The sequence below is a fragment of the Solibaculum mannosilyticum genome, assembly GCF_015140235.1.
Taxonomy (GTDB): Bacteria; Bacillota; Clostridia; order Oscillospirales; family Acutalibacteraceae; genus Solibaculum; species Solibaculum mannosilyticum.
The window spans coordinates 2,185,961-2,203,233 of sequence record NZ_AP023321.1 but is presented as its reverse complement, the minus strand read 5'-3'; the positions used below and the strand labels follow the sequence as shown (position 1 = coordinate 2,203,233).

The 17,273-nt window shown below is 56.8% G+C and carries 16 protein-coding genes and 2 pseudogenes; all 18 read left to right on the top strand.

All coding sequences use genetic code 11. The features are described 5' to 3' along the window. The first annotated feature begins 60 nt into the window (after positions 1-60). Positions 61-954, top strand: a complete 894-nt coding sequence (locus C12CBH8_RS10275) for a DUF6017 domain-containing protein (protein WP_076779157.1) — start codon at positions 61-63, stop codon at positions 952-954. Between the two features lie 48 nt (positions 955-1,002). Beyond that, positions 1,003-1,365 carry a DUF7768 domain-containing protein gene (locus C12CBH8_RS10270; protein WP_002576354.1) on the top strand — a complete coding sequence of 121 codons (363 nt, stop codon included), beginning with the start codon at positions 1,003-1,005 and terminating at the stop codon, positions 1,363-1,365. Then, complete coding sequence (locus C12CBH8_RS10265; protein WP_002576353.1) at positions 1,358-1,669, top strand: DUF5720 family protein; 312 nt, start codon at positions 1,358-1,360, stop codon at positions 1,667-1,669. Before C12CBH8_RS10270 ends, C12CBH8_RS10265 begins: the two co-directional genes overlap by 8 nt. A gap of 101 nt (positions 1,670-1,770) precedes the next feature. Further along, the gene (locus tag C12CBH8_RS10260) at positions 1,771-2,271 is read left to right on the top strand and encodes a PcfB family protein (RefSeq protein WP_002576352.1); all 501 of its coding nucleotides are present in this window, start codon (positions 1,771-1,773) and stop codon (positions 2,269-2,271) included. A gap of 2 nt (positions 2,272-2,273) precedes the next feature. Then, positions 2,274-4,103, top strand: a complete 1,830-nt coding sequence (locus C12CBH8_RS10255) for a VirD4-like conjugal transfer protein, CD1115 family (protein WP_026649524.1) — start codon at positions 2,274-2,276, stop codon at positions 4,101-4,103. Between the two features lie 215 nt (positions 4,104-4,318). Then, positions 4,319-4,537, top strand: a complete 219-nt coding sequence (locus C12CBH8_RS10250; RefSeq protein WP_002588903.1) for a Maff2 family mobile element protein — start codon at positions 4,319-4,321, stop codon at positions 4,535-4,537. An 83-nt stretch (positions 4,538-4,620) separates the two neighbouring features. Further along, the gene (locus tag C12CBH8_RS10245; RefSeq protein ID WP_002578790.1) at positions 4,621-5,490 is read left to right on the top strand and encodes a VirB6/TrbL-like conjugal transfer protein, CD1112 family; all 870 of its coding nucleotides are present in this window, start codon (positions 4,621-4,623) and stop codon (positions 5,488-5,490) included. Between the two features lie 20 nt (positions 5,491-5,510). Further along, positions 5,511-5,933 (top strand): PrgI family protein, encoded by a 423-nt coding sequence (locus tag C12CBH8_RS10240; RefSeq protein ID WP_002578789.1) that lies wholly within the window; start codon positions 5,511-5,513, stop codon positions 5,931-5,933. Positions 5,934-5,943: 10 nt separating this feature from the next. Next, positions 5,944-8,325 carry a VirB4-like conjugal transfer ATPase, CD1110 family gene (locus C12CBH8_RS10235; protein ID WP_002578788.1) on the top strand — a complete coding sequence of 794 codons (2,382 nt, stop codon included), beginning with the start codon at positions 5,944-5,946 and terminating at the stop codon, positions 8,323-8,325. Positions 8,326-8,327: 2 nt separating this feature from the next. After that, positions 8,328-8,696 (top strand): DUF3851 family protein, encoded by a 369-nt coding sequence (locus C12CBH8_RS10230; protein WP_002578787.1) that lies wholly within the window; start codon positions 8,328-8,330, stop codon positions 8,694-8,696. After that, entirely contained in the window at positions 8,689-10,425 is a 1,737-nt protein-coding gene (locus C12CBH8_RS10225; protein ID WP_215533161.1) for a CD1108 family mobile element protein, read from the top strand. The genes C12CBH8_RS10230 and C12CBH8_RS10225 overlap by 8 nt, the downstream gene beginning before the upstream one ends. 30 nt (positions 10,426-10,455) lie before the next feature. Further along, entirely contained in the window at positions 10,456-10,713 is a 258-nt protein-coding gene (locus C12CBH8_RS10220) for a DUF4315 family protein (RefSeq protein WP_002588926.1), read from the top strand. Beyond that, entirely contained in the window at positions 10,703-11,476 is a 774-nt protein-coding gene (locus C12CBH8_RS10215; protein ID WP_002588925.1) for a DUF4366 domain-containing protein, read from the top strand. Before C12CBH8_RS10220 ends, C12CBH8_RS10215 begins: the two co-directional genes overlap by 11 nt. Next, positions 11,473-11,691: a hypothetical protein gene (locus tag C12CBH8_RS10210; RefSeq protein ID WP_038270835.1), complete on the top strand. Its 219-nt coding sequence runs from the start codon at positions 11,473-11,475 to the stop codon at positions 11,689-11,691. The genes C12CBH8_RS10215 and C12CBH8_RS10210 overlap by 4 nt, the downstream gene beginning before the upstream one ends. Then, on the top strand, positions 11,672-13,771 hold the full coding sequence (locus tag C12CBH8_RS10205) for a type IA DNA topoisomerase (RefSeq protein WP_002588924.1): 2,100 nt from the start codon (positions 11,672-11,674) through the stop codon (positions 13,769-13,771). The genes C12CBH8_RS10210 and C12CBH8_RS10205 overlap by 20 nt, the downstream gene beginning before the upstream one ends. After that, a complete protein-coding gene (locus tag C12CBH8_RS10200) occupies positions 13,768-14,049 on the top strand; it encodes a hypothetical protein (protein ID WP_002588923.1) in 282 nt (93 codons plus the stop codon). Before C12CBH8_RS10205 ends, C12CBH8_RS10200 begins: the two co-directional genes overlap by 4 nt. A gap of 2 nt (positions 14,050-14,051) precedes the next feature. Continuing rightward, positions 14,052-15,762, top strand: a pseudogene (locus C12CBH8_RS12090) (ArdC family protein); the annotation flags it as partial. Between the two features lie 284 nt (positions 15,763-16,046). Then, positions 16,047-17,273 (top strand): annotated as a pseudogene (locus C12CBH8_RS12085) (YodL domain-containing protein); the annotation flags it as partial.

Sequence of the window (17,273 nt, the reverse complement as noted above, 5' to 3'; positions counted from 1 at the left end):
TCTTTTTCACGAAGGATTGTGGCTTTTTTCATGCCCTAAAATTAGAAAGGAGTGAAGTCAATGGCCGTTTTTCGCATTGAACGGACCAAAGATTATACCGTGATGAGCAATCATCACCTGCGGAACCACGAACTATCCCTCAAGGCAAAGGGGCTTCTTTCCATGATGTTATCCCTGCCTGATGACTGGAACTATACTACCCGTGGACTTGCGAAAATCTGCAAGGAGGGCGTTGATGCCATCGGCAGTGCGCTGCGGGAGTTGGAAACCGCCGGTTACATCGTGCGGAACCAGCTGCGGGACCAACAAGGCCGGATCAGCGACACCGAGTATGTGATTTATGAGAAACCTCAGCCCAGGCAGCCAGAAACGCCAAGGCCGGATACGGCTGTACCAGATACGGCTTCACCAGATACGGAAAACCCGTATCTGGATAAACCGGATACGGAAAAGCCCGCAGAATTAAATATAGAGAAACCAAATACTCAAAAACAAAATACTCATGGAGCAAGTACCGATTCCATTCCCTTCCGGGAAACAGCGGCAGCACAGCTGCCGGAACGGAAAGGAAGGGATGCGATGTCTGTCTCAGAGATAGAAAATTATCGGGAATTGATTCTGGAGAACATCGAGTATGACTATCTGTGCAGAGAGTTTTCGACCTACCGTGAGGACCTGGACGAGATTGTGGAGCTGATGGTGGAGACCGTTTGTGCCAAACGTAAAACCACTCGGATCGCTGGCAGCGACTTTCCCCATGAAGTCGTGCGCTCCCGGTTCTTGAAGCTGGATAGCGAGCATATCCGATTTGTCATGGACGGTATGCAGAAAAACACCACGGAGGTCCGCAATATGAAACAGTATTTGCTTGCAGTGCTGTTCAACGCGCCCACCACGATCAGCAATCACTACACCGTACAAGTCAATCACGATATGAACGCAGGCGGCTGGTAAACAGCCGCTTTTCTGTTGCCCGGCAATACCGGGAGAAAGGATTTTGCCATGAAACGACCTCTTGCCTACATTACGGCTCCCTGGAGCAACAACCAGTATGAGAACGCCGAGAACGCTGCCACCTACTGCCGCCAGGTGTACGACGCCGGGTATTCGCCCATCTGCCCGGTTCTGTTCTTGTCCACCTTCCTCAAGGACGAGATTCCCCAGGAACACAAGGACGGGCTGGATATGGCGCGAGACTATCTGCGCCGGTCCCATGTGCTGGTGGTCTGCGGCCACGGCATCGACGAGACCGTGAAGAATGACATCGCCACCGCTGAGCGCCTGCGGATCACCGCTACCACCCTGGACGGTATCCTGACTGTGAAAGGCCAGGGACGCGGGAAAGGAGGTGCGCGCCATGCCTGAGCGTAAGACCGTGGGCCAGCTGATGGAGGAAATGCGGCTCAAGGCCGGGGCGCAGAACTACCACGGCCATGAGTACATGGATTTGGAGCGGTTTGCCGAGGACACCCGGCACATGATTATCTTCGATGTGCTGACCCACGATTCGCCGGTGGGCTGGAAAGGCGAACGGACCCGCCTGTTTCTGACGGAGGCCGGATACCAGAAAAGCCTGGAGAACCAGGAAAAGGGCCACATCAAGATTCTCAGCCATGCCAAGGTGCGCCAGGGACATCTGTACTATGACCGCTCCGATCAGCTGCGTTGAAAGGAGCCTGCCATGATGAAATACCTGCTGCGGCGGCTGGTGGTCCCGCCTTAGTATCAAGCGCCACCCCTGCAAAATCCGTGGAAAGGAGGCGATGACCTATGCAGGAGGAAGTGGAAAACAGGACTTTGACGCTGGTAGTCAGCGGAACAAAGTTTACCGGGCGGCTGTTTAAGGCCGCCATCACCAAGTACCTTGCCCACCGCAAGGAAAAGAAGCTGCAAAAGCAGAAAAGCCGGGATACCCCCGTGATTCCCCACGGCAAACAGACGGTGAAGCAGCTGATCGGCCAGAATCAGGGCGTTTCCAACATCGAGATCACCGACCCCTCCATCAAGGAGTTTGAAAAGATCGCCCGGAAATACGGCGTTGACTATGCGGTGAAGAAGGACCGCAGCAGCTCCCCGCCCAAGTACCTGATCTTTTTCAAAGGCCGCGATGCGGATGCCCTGACCGCTGCCTTTACCGAGTACACCGGCAAGAAGGTCAGAAAGGCGCAGAAAACAGAGCGTCCGTCCGTGCTGGCAAAGCTGAGCCAGTTCAAAGAGCTGGTGAAACACGCCGTTGTGGACCGGAACAAGCGGAAGGAGCTGGAACGATGAAGATGAAAAAGCAACTTGACATCAAAAAGCTCCTTTTGCTGAATATGCCCTATATCCTGATGGGGCTGTTCGCAACCAACTTCGGTGAAGGATGGCGGATGGCCGTGGGTGCGGACGCTTCGGCAAAAATGCTTTCGTTCTTCTCCACGCTGCCGGTGGCGCTGGCCAGCTGGTGGCCCAGCCTGCACCCTTTGGACCTGCTGGTGGGGCTGTGCTGCGGCGCTGGCCTGCGATTGGCCGTGTATCTCAAAAGCAAGAACGCCAAGAAGTACCGGCACGGTATGGAGTATGGCAGCGCCCGCTGGGGCACCCATGAGGACATCGCACCCTACATCGACCCGGTGTTCCAGAACAATGTGATTCTGACTAAAACCGAGAGCCTGACCATGAACAGCCGCCCCAAGGACCCCAAGACCGCCAGAAACAAAAATGTGCTGGTGATCGGTGGCTCCGGTTCCGGCAAGACCCGCTTCTGGCTGAAACCGAACCTGATGCAGATGCACAGCTCCTATGTGGTGACAGACCCAAAAGGCACCATCCTGGTGGAGTGCGGCAAAATGCTTCAGCGCGGCACACCCAAGCTGGGCAAGGACGGCAAGCCCATGAAGGATAAGCACGGCAAGGACATCTATGAGCCTTATCGGATCAAAGTCCTCAATACCATCAACTTCAAGAAGTCCATGCACTATAATCCCTTTGCCTACATCCACTCCGAAAAGGACATCTTGAAACTGGTCACGACGCTGATCGCCAACACCAAGGGCGAGGGCAAGGCCGGGGACGATTTTTGGGTTAAGGCCGAGACGCTTTTGTACTGCGCCCTCATTGGGTATATCCACTACGAGGCCCCGGTGGAGGAACAGAATTTCTCCACCCTCATCGAGTTCATCAACGCGATGGAGGTCCGGGAGGATGACGAGGAGTTCAAGAACCCCGTGGACCTGATGTTTGACGCGCTGGAGGCAGAGAAGCCCAACCACTTCGCCGTCCGTCAGTACAAAAAGTACAAGCTGGCTGCGGGCAAAACCGCAAAATCCATCCTGATTTCCTGCGGTGCGCGCCTTGCCGTGTTCGACATCGCGGAGCTGCGGGAGGTCACGGCCTACGACGAGCTGGAGCTGGATACCCTGGGAGACCGGAAAACCGCCTTGTTCTTGATTATGAGCGACACGGACGATAGCTTTAACTTCCTGATCTCCATGTGCTACACCCAGCTGTTCAATCTGCTCTGCGAAAAAGCGGACGATGTGTACGGCGGGCGGCTGCCGGTCCATGTGCGGTGCCTCATTGACGAGGCCGCCAATATTGGACAGATCCCTCGGCTGGAAAAGCTGGTTGCCACCATCCGAAGCCGTGAGATTTCCGCCTGCCTGGTGCTGCAAGCACAGTCCCAGCTCAAAGCTATCTACAAGGACAACGCCGATACCATCATCGGCAACATGGATACCTCCATCTTCCTGGGCGGCAAAGAGCCGACAACCCTCAAGGAGCTGGCCGCCGTGCTGGGCAAGGAGACCATCGACACCTACAACACCGGCGAGAGCCGGGGCCGCGAGACATCCCATTCTCTTAACTACCAAAAGCTCGGCAAAGAGCTTATGAGCCAGGATGAACTGGCCGTCATGGACGGCGGCAAGTGTATCCTCCAGCTGCGCGGTGTGCGGCCTTTCCTCTCGGACAAGTACGACATCACCAAGCACCCCAATTACCCGTACACCGCCGACGCGGACCCCAAGAACGCCTTTGACATCGAGGCGTTCCTGTCCACCCGGCTCAAGCTCAAGCCCAACGAGGTCTACGATGTGTATGAAGTAGACGCAGAGGGCGTGTAAATCTGTTCCGCTGTGAAAGGAGTGATCTTATCTACCCGCCTCAACCGCCCCGGATGGGGCCATCGGCGTACAAAGCGGACAATCACCAAAAAATAATGAAAAAAGGAGGACAGCCGGAATCAGGCCCCGGAAACCGGGTGCCGATTGTTCCGGCTTTTGTATGCCTATGAATGACTAAATCAAACTTTTCAAATGATTCCGGCTAACTATAATTTATGGCATTTTTCAATCAGGCTATCACCGTTCTTCAGACCCTCGTTATCGCTCTGGGCGCTGGTCTCGGCATCTGGGGTGTCATCAACCTGCTGGAAGGTTACGGCAACGACAACCCCGGTGCGAAGTCCCAGGGCATGAAGCAGCTCATGGCTGGCGCTGGCGTCGCCGTGGTCGGCATGGTCCTCGTACCCCTGCTCTCCAGCCTGTTCACCGTCTGATCGCTCCCGTCGTTAAGCTGTCATAAGAAATCCTTGCCGCCCCTGCCCCCAAGCGGGGGCGGCTGAAAGGAGGTTGACACCGTATGGATTTCTTACTCGATGCCCTTACTGACTGGCTCAAGGAAATGTTGGTAGGCGGCATTATGAGCAACTTATCGGGGATGTTCGATAGCGTGAACCAGCAGGTCGCAGACATTGCGACACAGGTGGGCCAGACCCCTCAGGGCTGGAACGGGAGTATTTTCAGCATGATCCAAAATCTCTCCAACTCCATCATGGTGCCGATTGCTGGCGTGATCCTGGCTATCGTGATGACGCTGGAGCTGATTCAGATGATTACCGACAAGAACAACCTGCATGATGTGGACACCTGGATGATCTTCAAATGGGTGTTCAAATCTGCCGCTGCCATCCTCATCGTCTCAAACACCTGGAACATCGTGATGGGCGTGTTTGACGCAGCTCAAAGTGTGGTGGCGCAGGCGGCGGGCATCATCGGTTCCGACGCTTCCATCGACATCTCCTCTGTCATGACCGATATGGAGTCCCGGCTGATGGATATGGACCTGGGGCCGCTGTTCGGCCTGTGGTTCCAGTCGCTCTTTATCGGCATTACCATGTGGGCGCTTTACATTTGTATCTTTATCGTGATTTATGGCCGTATGATTGAGATTTACCTTGTGACCTCGGTGGCTCCCATCCCTATGGCCACCATGATGGGCAAGGAATGGGGCGGTATGGGCCAGAACTATCTGCGCTCGTTGATCGCCCTGGGCTTCCAGGCATTTCTCATCATCGTCTGTGTGGCGATCTACGCCGTGCTGGTGCAGAGTATTGCCACCGAATCCGACATCATTATGGCCATCTGGAGCTGCGTGGGCTATACGGTCCTGTTGTGCTTTACGCTCTTTAAGACCGGCAGCCTCGCAAAATCCGTTTTCAATGCACATTAACCAGGAAGGAGGTAATCCCTTTGGCTTATGTACCCGTACCCAAGGATCTTACGAAAGTCAAAACCAAGGTCGCGTTCAACTTAACCAAGAGGCAGCTTGTCTGCTTCGGCGGCGGTGCGCTGATCGGCGTACCGCTTTTCTTCCTGCTCCGGGGGCCTGTGGGAAACAGCGTGGCTGCCATGTGTATGATGCTGGTCATGCTGCCCTTCTTCATGCTGGCGATGTATGAAAAACACGGTCAGCCCCTGGAAAAGATCGTGGGCAATATCATCAAGGTGGCCGTCATCCGGCCCAAGGAGCGCCCGTATCAGACCAACAACTTCTATGCCGTTCTGGAACGGCAGGAAAAACTCGACAAGGAGGTGTATGACATTGTTCACGGTAATCAAAAGCTGGCTGCACCGGCTGTTCGGAAAAGACGAAAAGACCGCGCAGCCGGTTAATCAGAAAAAGATGAAAAAGCTGTCCCGCGCCGACAGAAAGCAGATCGAGGCTGCCATTGCCCGTGCCAATCGCACAGACAAAAAGAAAAAATCGGCTCAGGACAGTATCCCCTATGAACGGATGTGGCCGGACGGCATCTGCCGTGTGGCAGGCAGCCGCTACACAAAGACCATCCAATTCCAGGACATCAACTATCAGCTCTCGCAGAACGAGGACAAGACAGCGATCTTCGAGGGCTGGTGCGATTTCCTCAACTACTTCGACAGCTCCATTCAGTTCCAGCTGTCCTTTTTGAACCTGGCAGCCTCTGAGGAGACCTTTGCCCGCGCCATCAACATTCCTCTCCAGGGGGATGATTTTGACAGCATCCGGGTGGAGTACACCACCATGCTGCAAAACCAGCTGGCAAGAGGCAACAACGGTCTTATCAAGACCAAGTACCTGACTTTCGGCATCGACGCCGACAGCCTCAAGGCCGCCAAGCCCCGTCTGGAGCGCATTGAGACCGACATTCTCAACAACTTCAAACGCCTGGGCGTGGCCGCCGAGACCCTGGACGGCAAGGCGCGGCTGGCACAGCTTCACGGCATTTTCCACATGGATGAACAGGTGCCGTTCCGCTTTGAATGGGACTGGCTGGCTCCGTCCGGTCTGTCCACCAAGGATTTCATCGCGCCGTCCGGCTTCGAGTTCCGCACCGGCAAACAGTTCCGTATGGGTAAAAAATACGGGGCTGTTTCTTTTTTGCAGATCCTCGCCCCGGAGCTGAATGACCGGATGCTGGCGGATTTTCTGGATATGGAAAGCTCTCTGATCGTCAGCCTGCATATCCAGTCCGTAGATCAGATCAAGGCCATCAAGACGGTCAAGCGGAAAATCACCGACCTGGATAAATCCAAAATTGAGGAACAGAAAAAAGCCGTCCGCGCCGGATATGACATGGACATCATTCCCTCCGACCTTGCCACCTACGGTGCCGAGGCCAAGAAGCTCTTGCAGGATTTGCAGAGCCGAAACGAGCGAATGTTCCTTGTGACCTTCCTGGTGCTGAACACGGCGGACAATCCCCGGCAGCTGGGCAACAATGTGTTCCAGGCCAGTTCCATCGCACAGAAGTACAACTGCCAGCTGACAAGGCTTGACTTCCAGCAGGAAGAAGGGCTGATGTCTGCGCTGCCCTTGGGCCTCAATCAGATCGAGATTCAGCGGGGGCTGACCACCAGTTCCACGGCTATCTTTGTTCCGTTCACCACCCAGGAGCTTTTCCAGAACGGCAAAGAGGCGCTGTACTACGGTATCAACGCCCTGTCCAACAACCTCATCATGGTGGACCGCAAGCTGCTGAAAAACCCCAATGGACTGATTCTCGGCACCCCTGGTTCCGGCAAGTCCTTCAGCGCCAAGCGCGAGATCGCCAACTGTTTCCTGCTCACCAATGATGACATCATTATCTGCGACCCGGAGGCCGAGTACGCGCCCTTGGTGGAGCGCCTGCATGGGCAGGTCATCAAGATTTCGCCCACCAGCAGCAATTACATTAACCCTATGGATTTGAACCTGGACTACTCGGACGATGAAAGTCCGCTGTCTCTCAAGTCCGACTTCATCCTGTCTCTGTGCGAGCTGATCGTAGGCGGCAAAGAGGGCTTGCAGCCGGTTCAGAAAACCATCATTGACCGCTGTGTGCGGCTGGTGTATCAGGACTATCTCAATGACCCCCGCCCGGAGAATATGCCCATCCTGGAGGACCTCTACAACCTGCTGCGGGCGCAGGACGAGAAAGAGGCGCAGTACATCGCCACGGCGCTGGAAATCTATGTGACCGGCTCCCTCAATGTGTTTAACCATCAGAGCAATGTGGACATCAACAACCGTATCGTCTGCTACGACATCAAGGAGCTGGGCAAGCAGCTGAAAAAGATCGGTATGCTGGTGGTCCAGGACCAAGTGTGGAACCGCGTTACCATCAACCGTGCTGCCCACAAATCCACCCGTTACTACATCGACGAGATGCACCTGCTGCTGAAAGAGGAACAGACCGCCGCCTACACGGTGGAGATTTGGAAGCGGTTCAGAAAATGGGGCGGCATCCCCACCGGCATCACGCAGAATGTCAAAGACTTGCTTTCTTCCCGCGAGGTGGAGAACATCTTTGAGAACTCCGACTTCGTGTATATGCTCAACCAGGCGGGCGGGGACCGGCAGATTCTCGCCAAGCAGCTGGGCATTTCCCCTCACCAGCTTTCCTATGTGACCCACTCCAGCGAGGGCGAGGGCCTGCTGTTCTATGGCTCCACGATCCTGCCTTTCGTGGACCATTTCCCCAAGAACACCGAGCTGTACCGCATTATGACCACCAAACCCCAGGAACTGAAAAAGGAGGATGAATGACCATGAAACCCAACACCGAACTGAATACCATGATGTTTTTTGACGATGCCCTGGAGGGTGAGCGCACCCAGCTGCTCACCGAGCTGGCCGATGCCGTCAGCGAGACCCGCACGGCGGCGGATCAGGCTGCGGAGCTGAACGAGGACGGCGAAGCGGGCCTGCTGCGCCTGACGGAAATCTGGTGCGCCATGAACGGCGTCCCGGCCATCGTCATCTTCGAGGGCGGGCAGTCCGAGCTGCTGGCCAATGTGGTGGCGCAGATCTACGCCCATCTGCTTCAGCACCCCTCCCGTGACCCTGTGGGGCTGGCCGTCTATGTGGAGCTGCGCTACATGACGGCCTCCCTCATGTTGGGGGAATGGTTTGAATAAGGAACCGCGCCTGCGCTTTACGGACGAGGAACGGGCTGACCCGGCTCTGGAGAAGCCCATCCGTAAGGCGGACAAGGCCGCCGCCAAAGCAGACAAGGCGCAGACCAAAATCCCCAAAAAGCAGGTCCGGCAAAAGACGGTGGACCCGGAGACCGGCAAAGTGACCACCAAGCTGGTGCTGGAGGACAAGAAGAAGCCGCCCTCCAAATTGTCCCATGCGGTGCGGGATACCCCCGCCAATGCCGCTCTGGGGAAGCTCCACAAGGAAATCCGGGAGACCGAACAGGACAATGTGGGCGTGGAGAGCGCCCACAAGTCCGAGGAGGCTGCCGAGACCGGCGTTAGGCTTGCACGGGAAGGCTACCGCAGCCACAAGTTGAAGCCCTACCGCAAGGCGGCCCAGGCCGAGCAGAAGCTGGAGAAGGCCAATGTGAACGCCTTGTATCAGAAGTCCCTGCGGGAAAATCCCCAGCTTGCCAGCAACCCCATCTCCCGCTGGCAGCAGAAACAGGCCATCAAAAAGGAATACGCTGCCGCCAAGCGCGCCGGTCAAGCTGTCGGGAACACCGCCAAGACTGCGGAGGCCACCGGCAAGGCGGCCAAGACGGTCAAGGAGAAAGCCCAGCAAGCGGGCGCGTTTGTCATGCGCCACAAAAAGGGCTTTTTGATTGCGGGTGCGATCTTCCTGCTGGTCTGTATGCTGCTCAACACCATGTCCTCCTGCTCCATGATGGCGCAGAGTATCGGTTCCGTGGTGTCCGGCACCACCTACCCGTCGGATGATCCTGAGCTGGTGGCGGTGGAGGCCGACTACGCTGCCAAAGAAACGGCGCTGCAAGCCGAGATCGACAACATCGAAAGCAGCCATCCGGGGTATGACGAGTACCGCTATGACCTGGATATGATCGGGCATGACCCCCATGAGCTGGCAGCCTACCTGTCCGCCGTGCTGCAAGGCTATACCCGGCAGAGCGCCCAGGCCGAGCTGGAGCGCGTGTTCGACGCACAGTATGAACTGACGCTTACCGAGGAAGTGGAGATACGATACCGCACCGAAACTTCCACGGACCCCGTGACCGGCGAGACGACCACCGAGGAAGTCCCGTATGAGTATTACATTCTGAATGTGAAGCTCACCAGCAAGCCCATATCTTCCGTGGCTTCGGAGCTGCTAACCCCGGAACAGCTGGAAATGTACCAGGTGTACCGGCAGACGCTGGGCAACAAGCCGCTGATCTTCGGCGGCGGCTCCCCGGATACGAGCAACTCCGAGGACCTGACCGGCGTGGTATTCGTCAACGGCACCCGCCCCGGCAATCAGGCCGTGGTGGACATAGCCAAAAGTCAGGTGGGCAATGTGGGCGGTCAGCCCTACTGGAGCTGGTACGGCTTCAATTCCCGTGTGGAATGGTGCGCCTGCTTCGTGTCCTGGTGCTACGGCCAGATGGGGCTGTCCGAGCCGCGCTTTGCCGCCTGCCAGTCCCAGGGTATTCCGTGGTTCCAGTCTCACGGACAATGGGGCGGGCGTGATTACGCCAATATCGCCCCCGGCGACGCCATCTTCTTTGACTGGGACCTGGATGGCAGCGCCGACCATGTGGGCCTTGTGGTCGGCACAGACGGCAGCCGGGTCTACACCGTGGAGGGCAATTCTGGCGACGCCTGCAAGATCAAGAGTTATTCCCTGTCCTACGAGTGCATCAAGGGCTACGGCCTGATGAACTGGTAAGGCCGATTTATGAGAAAAGGAGTGATTGAAATGGCTAAGAACAAAATCCAGCGCATTGACCAGGAGATTGCCAAGGTCCGCGAGAAGATCGCGGAGTACCAGGACAAGCTGAAAACCCTGGAGGCGCAGAAAACCGAGGCGGAGAACCTGGAAATCGTTCAGATGGTGCGCGCCCTGCGGCTGACCCCGGAGCAGCTGAACGCCATGCTCTCCGGTGGTACGGTCCCTGGCATGGCCGCTGCCTCCGCCAACTACAACGAACAGGAGGATACCGACCATGAAGAATAAGAAAATTTTCAAAACCCTTTCGGCCCTCTGCGCCGCCCTGGTGCTGATGATGGGCCTTTCCGTGACTGCCTTTGCCCAGGGAACGGAAGAACTTCCGGCGGAGGATGCCACCAACGACAGCAATGTGGTCGTGGAGGAAACCGAGGACAGTCCGGCCCTGACCCCGGATGGCAACGCCGCCCTGGTGGATGATTTCGGCGACAACAAGCAGCTCATCACCGTCACCACCAAGGCAGGCAACTACTTCTACATCCTCATTGACCGGGCCAACGAGGACAAGGAAACCGCTGTCCACTTCTTAAACCAGGTGGACGAGGCGGACCTGATGGCGCTGATGGAGGACGGTCAGACCACCCAGGAGCAGCCCGCCACCTGTACCTGTACGGAGAAATGTGTGGCCGGTGCGGTGAATACGGCCTGCCCGGTGTGTGCCACCAATATGAGCGCCTGCACGGGTAAGGAGCCGGAACCGGAGACCCCGGAAGAAACCCCGGAACCGGAAGAACCGGCGCAGAAACCCGCAGGACTGAATCCGGCCATTCTTTTGGCGGTGCTGGCTCTGATGGGTGGCGGCGGCGCTTTTGCCTACTTTAAGCTGGTAAAAAGCAGACCCAAGACCAAGGGCAACGACAATTTGGACGATTATGACTACGGCGAGGATGATACCGATCAGGAGGACGAGGACTCCTGGGAGACCGAGGAATCTGACGAGCCGGACGCTGACGGGGGCGGCGACGAGGAAAGCGAGGACAAGACGGTTTGACCCGCTTCACCGACAGCCCCTATGAACGCATGATGACACGCAGGCCGGAGGGCGGGAAGGAAACTTCCCGTCCTCCTACTTTATCTCCCGGCCACCCCTGTTATGGCTGCGGAAATTACCGTGACGGTCAGCCCTGCGTGGGATTCTGCCACCGGCAGCTGACCGCATGGCTGCGGGAAAGGAGGATGAAAAACCATGAAGCTGGTGATCGCTGAGAAACCGTCCGTTGCCCAAAGTCTGGCCGCCGTGATTGGGGCCACCGCCCGCAAGGACGGCTATCTGGAGGGCGGCGGCTGGCGGGTCAGCTGGTGTGTGGGCCATCTGGCTGGTCTGGCCGACGCCGACGCTTATAACCCGGACTACGCCAAGTGGCGCTATGACGATCTGCCCATTCTGCCGGAACCCTGGCAGATGGTGGTGAGCAAGGACAAGAAGAAACAGTTTGATGTGCTGAAGCAGCTGATGAACGCCCCGGATGTGACCGAAGTGGTAAACGCCTGCGACGCCGGACGCGAGGGGGAGCTGATCTTCCGCAGCGTCTATGAGCTGGCGGGCTGCCAGAAGCCCATGAAGCGGCTCTGGATTTCCTCAATGGAGGATTCCGCCATCCGGGAGGGCTTTGCAAACCTGCGCCCCGGTGCAGACTATGACGGCCTGCGGGATGCGGCCCTCTGCCGCGCCAAAGCGGACTGGCTGGTGGGTATCAATGCCACCCGGCTGTTTTCCGTGCTGTACCACCGGACCCTCAACATCGGACGTGTCATGTCCCCGACGCTGGCCCTCATTGTCCAGCGAGAAGCCGAGATCGACACCTTCAAGCCGGTGCCATTCTACACGGTCACACTGGAGCTGCCCGGTTTCACCGTTTCCGGGGAGCGCATGGCAGACAAGGCTGCCGCCCAACAGCTGAAAACGGCCTGCCAAGGTGCGGCTGCCACAGTGAAAAAAGTGGGGCGCAAAAACAAATCCGAGAAGCCGCCCGCCCTCTATGACCTGACCACCCTCCAACGGGACGCCAACCGGCTGCTGGGGTTCACCGCCCAGCAAACCCTGGACTACCTGCAAAATTTGTATGAAAAGAAGCTCTGTACCTACCCTCGGACGGACAGCCGCTATCTGACTTCGGATATGGCGGCGAGTCTACCGGAGCTGGTCCAGCTCACTGCCGGGGCGATGCCCTTTTCCAATGGCATGGAGATTGCCTGCAATGCCGCCCAGATTGTCAACGACAAGAAAGTGACCGACCATCATGCAGTGATCCCTACCCGCAACCTCCAGGGCGCGGACCTGTCCGGCCTGCCGGTGGGCGAAAAGGCGGTGCTGGAGTTGGTGGCTCTGCGCCTGCTGTGCGCCGTGGCCCAGCCCTATACCTTTGCGGAAACCGCCGTTGTTGTCGAGTGCGCCGGAGCGGAGTTTACTGCCAAAGGCCGCACAGTGAAAAATTACGGCTGGCGGGCGCTGGACGCTGCCTATCGCGCAGGGCTGAAGAATGTGGAGCAGGACAAAGAACCCGAGGACAAGGCTCTGCCTGAGCTGTCTGAAGGTCAGACGCTGCCCCTTTCTGGTGCTACCGTCAAGGAGGGCAAGACCACCCCGCCCAAGCACTTCACCGAAGATACGCTACTCTCCGCAATGGAGACTGCCGGGAAGGACGATATGCCGGAGGATGCCGAGCGCAAGGGCCTGGGGACCCCGGCCACCCGCGCCGGGATTCTGGAAAAGCTGGTTTCCACCGGCTTTTTGGAGCGCAAAAAGAGCAAGAAAACCGTGCAGCTCATGCCATCCCATGACGCGGTATCCCTTATCACCGTGTTGCCGGAGCAGCTGCAATCGCCCCTTCTGACTGCTGAGTGGGAGTACCGGCTGGGTGAGATCGAGCGTGGCGAGCTGGCCCCGGAGGATTTCATGGCTGGGATTAGTGCCATGCTCAAAGAACTTGTGGGAACCTATCAAGCTATCAAGGGAACGGAGTATTTGTTCAGCCCTTCCCACGAAGTGGTGGGCAAATGCCCCCGCTGTGGCGGAGAGGTTGCAGAAATGCAAAAAGGCTTCTTCTGTCAGACAGAATCTTGCAAATTTGCAATTTGGAAAAACAACAAGTGGTGGGAGATGAAGCACAAGCAACCTACCAAAGCCATCGTAACGGCACTGCTCAAAGATGGCCGCGCTCATGTGAGGGGCTTGTACTCCGAGAAAACCGGCAAGACCTACGATGCCACTGTGGTGTTGGCGGATGATGGGCAGTACGCCAACTTCAAGCTGGAGTTTGACCAGCAGAAAGGTGGCAAACGATGAAGCTCTCACGCTATGAACAGGAAACCATCATCCTCTACAACCAGGCCGAAGCCACCGCCGAGGTCTATACCCATGACCCCCGGCTGCTGGAGAAGCTGCGGCGACTGGCAGAGAAATACCCGGACCAGATTGTGAAAAAGGACCGCCAGACCTTTCTCGTTCCCAAACGCTGTGTGTCCGTCCGGGAACCTTACAGCGCCGAGCGCCGTAAGGCAGCCAGTGAACTGGCCAAGGCTGCCGGATACAGGCCGCCCACCCCCAAGAAAGGCAATGAGTAAGCATGGATGAAAGTGTCTTTGAGGCTGTCAAGCAGTCCATCACCGTCCGAGAAGCAGCGCAGATGTACGGAATCGAGGTCAACCGGAGCGGCATGGCCTGTTGTCCCTTCCACGATGACAAAAATCCCAGCATGAAGCTGAACGAGGAATATTTTTATTGCTTTGGCTGCGGAGCCACCGGCGATGTGATTGACTTCACAGCGAGGCTCTACAATCTGTCCCCCAAAGAGGCCGCCGAGAAGCTGGCCCAGGATTTTGGCCTGGCTTATGACAGTCAGGCCCCTCCCCGGCGACGCCATGTCCGCCAGAAATCCGAGGCGCAGAAATTCAAGGAGGACCGAGACCATGCCTTTCGTGTCCTGGCCGACTACTTTCATTTGCTCCGCAAGTGGGAAACGGACTACACACCCAAAACACCGGAGGAAAATCCACATCCCCGATTCATGGAGGCAATCCAGAAAAAGGACTATGTGGGCTATCTGCTGGATTTTTTTCTGGAGAACAGCCCGGAGGAGCAAAAGCTGTGGATTGCCGAACATCAATCAGAAATAGCCAAATTGGAAAGGAGAGTGAAATTCATGGCTGATAAGACCACCAATCGAGAACGGTTACAAGAGATCACAGCGGGCATTGAACAGGGTATCAAGGAACTGTTTGAGAGCGAGAAGTATATGCGCTATCTGTCCGTCATGTCCAAGTTCCACCGCTACTCCGTCAACAACACCATGCTCATCTATATGCAGCGCCCGGACGCCACCCTGGTGGCCGGGTTCAACAAGTGGAAAAATCAGTTTGAGCGCCATGTGAAAAAGGGTGAGCATGGTATCACCATCATTGCCCCCACGCCCTACAAAAAGAAGATCGAGGAAATGAAGCGCGACCCGGATACTCATGCACCCATCCTGGACGCGGATGGCAAGGCGGTCATGGAGGAAAAAGAAATTGAAATCCCCATGTTCCGTCCGGTGAAGGTGTTCGATGTGAGCCAGACGGACGGAAAGCCCCTGCCAGAGCTGGCCTCCAGCCTGTCCGGGACGGTGCCGCACTATGAGGCTTTCATGGAAGCTCTGCGCCGCTCGGCTCCGGTTCCCATCGAGTTTGAGCCGATGGCCGAGAACATGGACGGCTATTTCTCCTCTGACCAGCAGCGGATCGCCATCCGGGAAGGCATGAGCGAGGTGCAGACTGTTTCCGCCGCTGTCCATGAGACCGCGCACAGTAAGCTCCACGACCCCAAAAAGTACGAAGCGGAGCCGACCTGGAAGATCGTGATGGTGAGCGAGGGCGGCACCAAGCATGACTTCCGTCTGGACTTCGCCACCGAAGCAGAGGCGGAACAGGCCGCCGCCGAGGAAGGCTGGCGCTATGTGGACGAGAATCGGTTTGAGTGGCGGTTGGAAGTGGAGGAAGATCTGACGGCGGTGAAACAGGCCGCCAAGAACCGCAACACCGAGGAAGTGGAGGCCGAGAGCATTTCTTATGCGGTTTGCCAGTATTTCGGCATCCAGACCGGCGAGAACAGTTTTGGCTACATCGCTTCCTGGTCGAAGGACAAGGAGCTGAAGGAGCTGCGGGCCAGTCTGGAGACCATCAACAAGACTTCCTGCGAGCTGATTAACGACATCGAGCGCAACTACAAGGAAATCTGCAAGGAGCGCGGCATTGACCTGACTGCCGCCACGGAACCGCAGCAGGACTCTATCGAGCAGCTGGCAGCAGACATCGACCAGTTCACTTTCGATTATGACCCTTATGAGTATCGGAACAATGCAGATAGCCGTGAGGACGCACTGCACGAACTGACTGCCACACTCCGAAGCGGAGATGCCAGCGGTGTACGCGAATGGCTCCAGAATATCGTGAACGAGGATGAACCGGATGAAACCACCCAAAAAGCTGCCGAGCTTATGGGACGCTTGGATCAGCTGGTGCCGATGACTGAACCGGAACAGCTGACCGAGCCGGAAAATACCGAAAGTGTCCAGCCCAGCGCCGAGTACCGGGAGGCCCTGTTGGTGCTGGATGATACCAGCTACCTTCATGTTCAGCCCTGCGACACCGGCTGGGACTACACGCTCTACGATGTGGCAACCATGAAGCAGATGGACGGCGGCCAGTTGGACGGGCCGGATATGGGCCGTTCCACAGCGGTTAGCCATATCTGCGAGGACCTGGGGATGGGCGGCAAGTCCATCAAGTATGCGCCGCTGTCCATGATCGAGACTTTGCAGGAGGCGGCTTACCACCAGATGCAGGAACAGGTCAGCCAGCAGACCACAGAAGCTGCCGCCACCCAGCTGCCGGATGCCCAGGAGCAGGCGTTGGACGAGTATCCCATGCCGGACCCGGCACTGACTCAGGATGATCTGGAGAAATGCGGCTACCTGGACGGTGACCTTCTGCCCCTCTCCAAAGAGCGAGCCTATGAGCTGATGGAGCGAGACCTGACCGTTTATATCGTCCAGGAGGGTGAAAACCCGGAAATGGCCTTTGACACTGCCGACCTGGACGCCCATGACGGTATCTTTGCTGTGTCCCGCGAGGAATGGGAGCAAAGCCCGGACTTTCACGAAAAAGTTTTGGAACGACAGGATCGGCAGTTGGAACGGGAACAGGCGTTTCTTTCCCATGAGGGAAATTGTTTTGCTATTTATCAGGTGAGCAAGGATGACCCGCAGAATGTGCGTTTTATGAATCTGGATTGGCTGCAATCGCACAATCTGTCCGTAGAGCGGAGTAACTATGACCTTATCTATACCGCCCCTCTGGACGGTTCCGGCAGCACTATGGAGCAGCTGGAAAGGCTGTATGAGCAGTTCAATCTGCAAAAGCCGGTGGATTTTCACAGCCCGTCTATGAGCGTCAGTGACATCGTTGCCATCAAGCAGAATGGTCAGGTATCCTGTCATTACTGCGACAGTGTTGGTTTCACCCAGGTGCAAGGTTTCTTGCCGGAAAATTCGCTGAGAAATGCGGAAATGACGGTGGAAGATGATTACGGAATGATCGACGGTATCATCAATAACGGCCCAAAGGAGCCGACAGTGGCCCAGCTGGAACAACAGGCCCGCAGTGGTCAGCCCATTTCTCTTATGGACTTGGCAGCAGCCGTCCATCGAGAGGAACGGGAAAAGAAAAAGTCCGTAATGGAGCAGCTGAAAAGCCAGCCCAAGACGGAACACAAAAAGACAGCGCAAAAAAAGAGCGCGGAAAGGGAGCTTTGA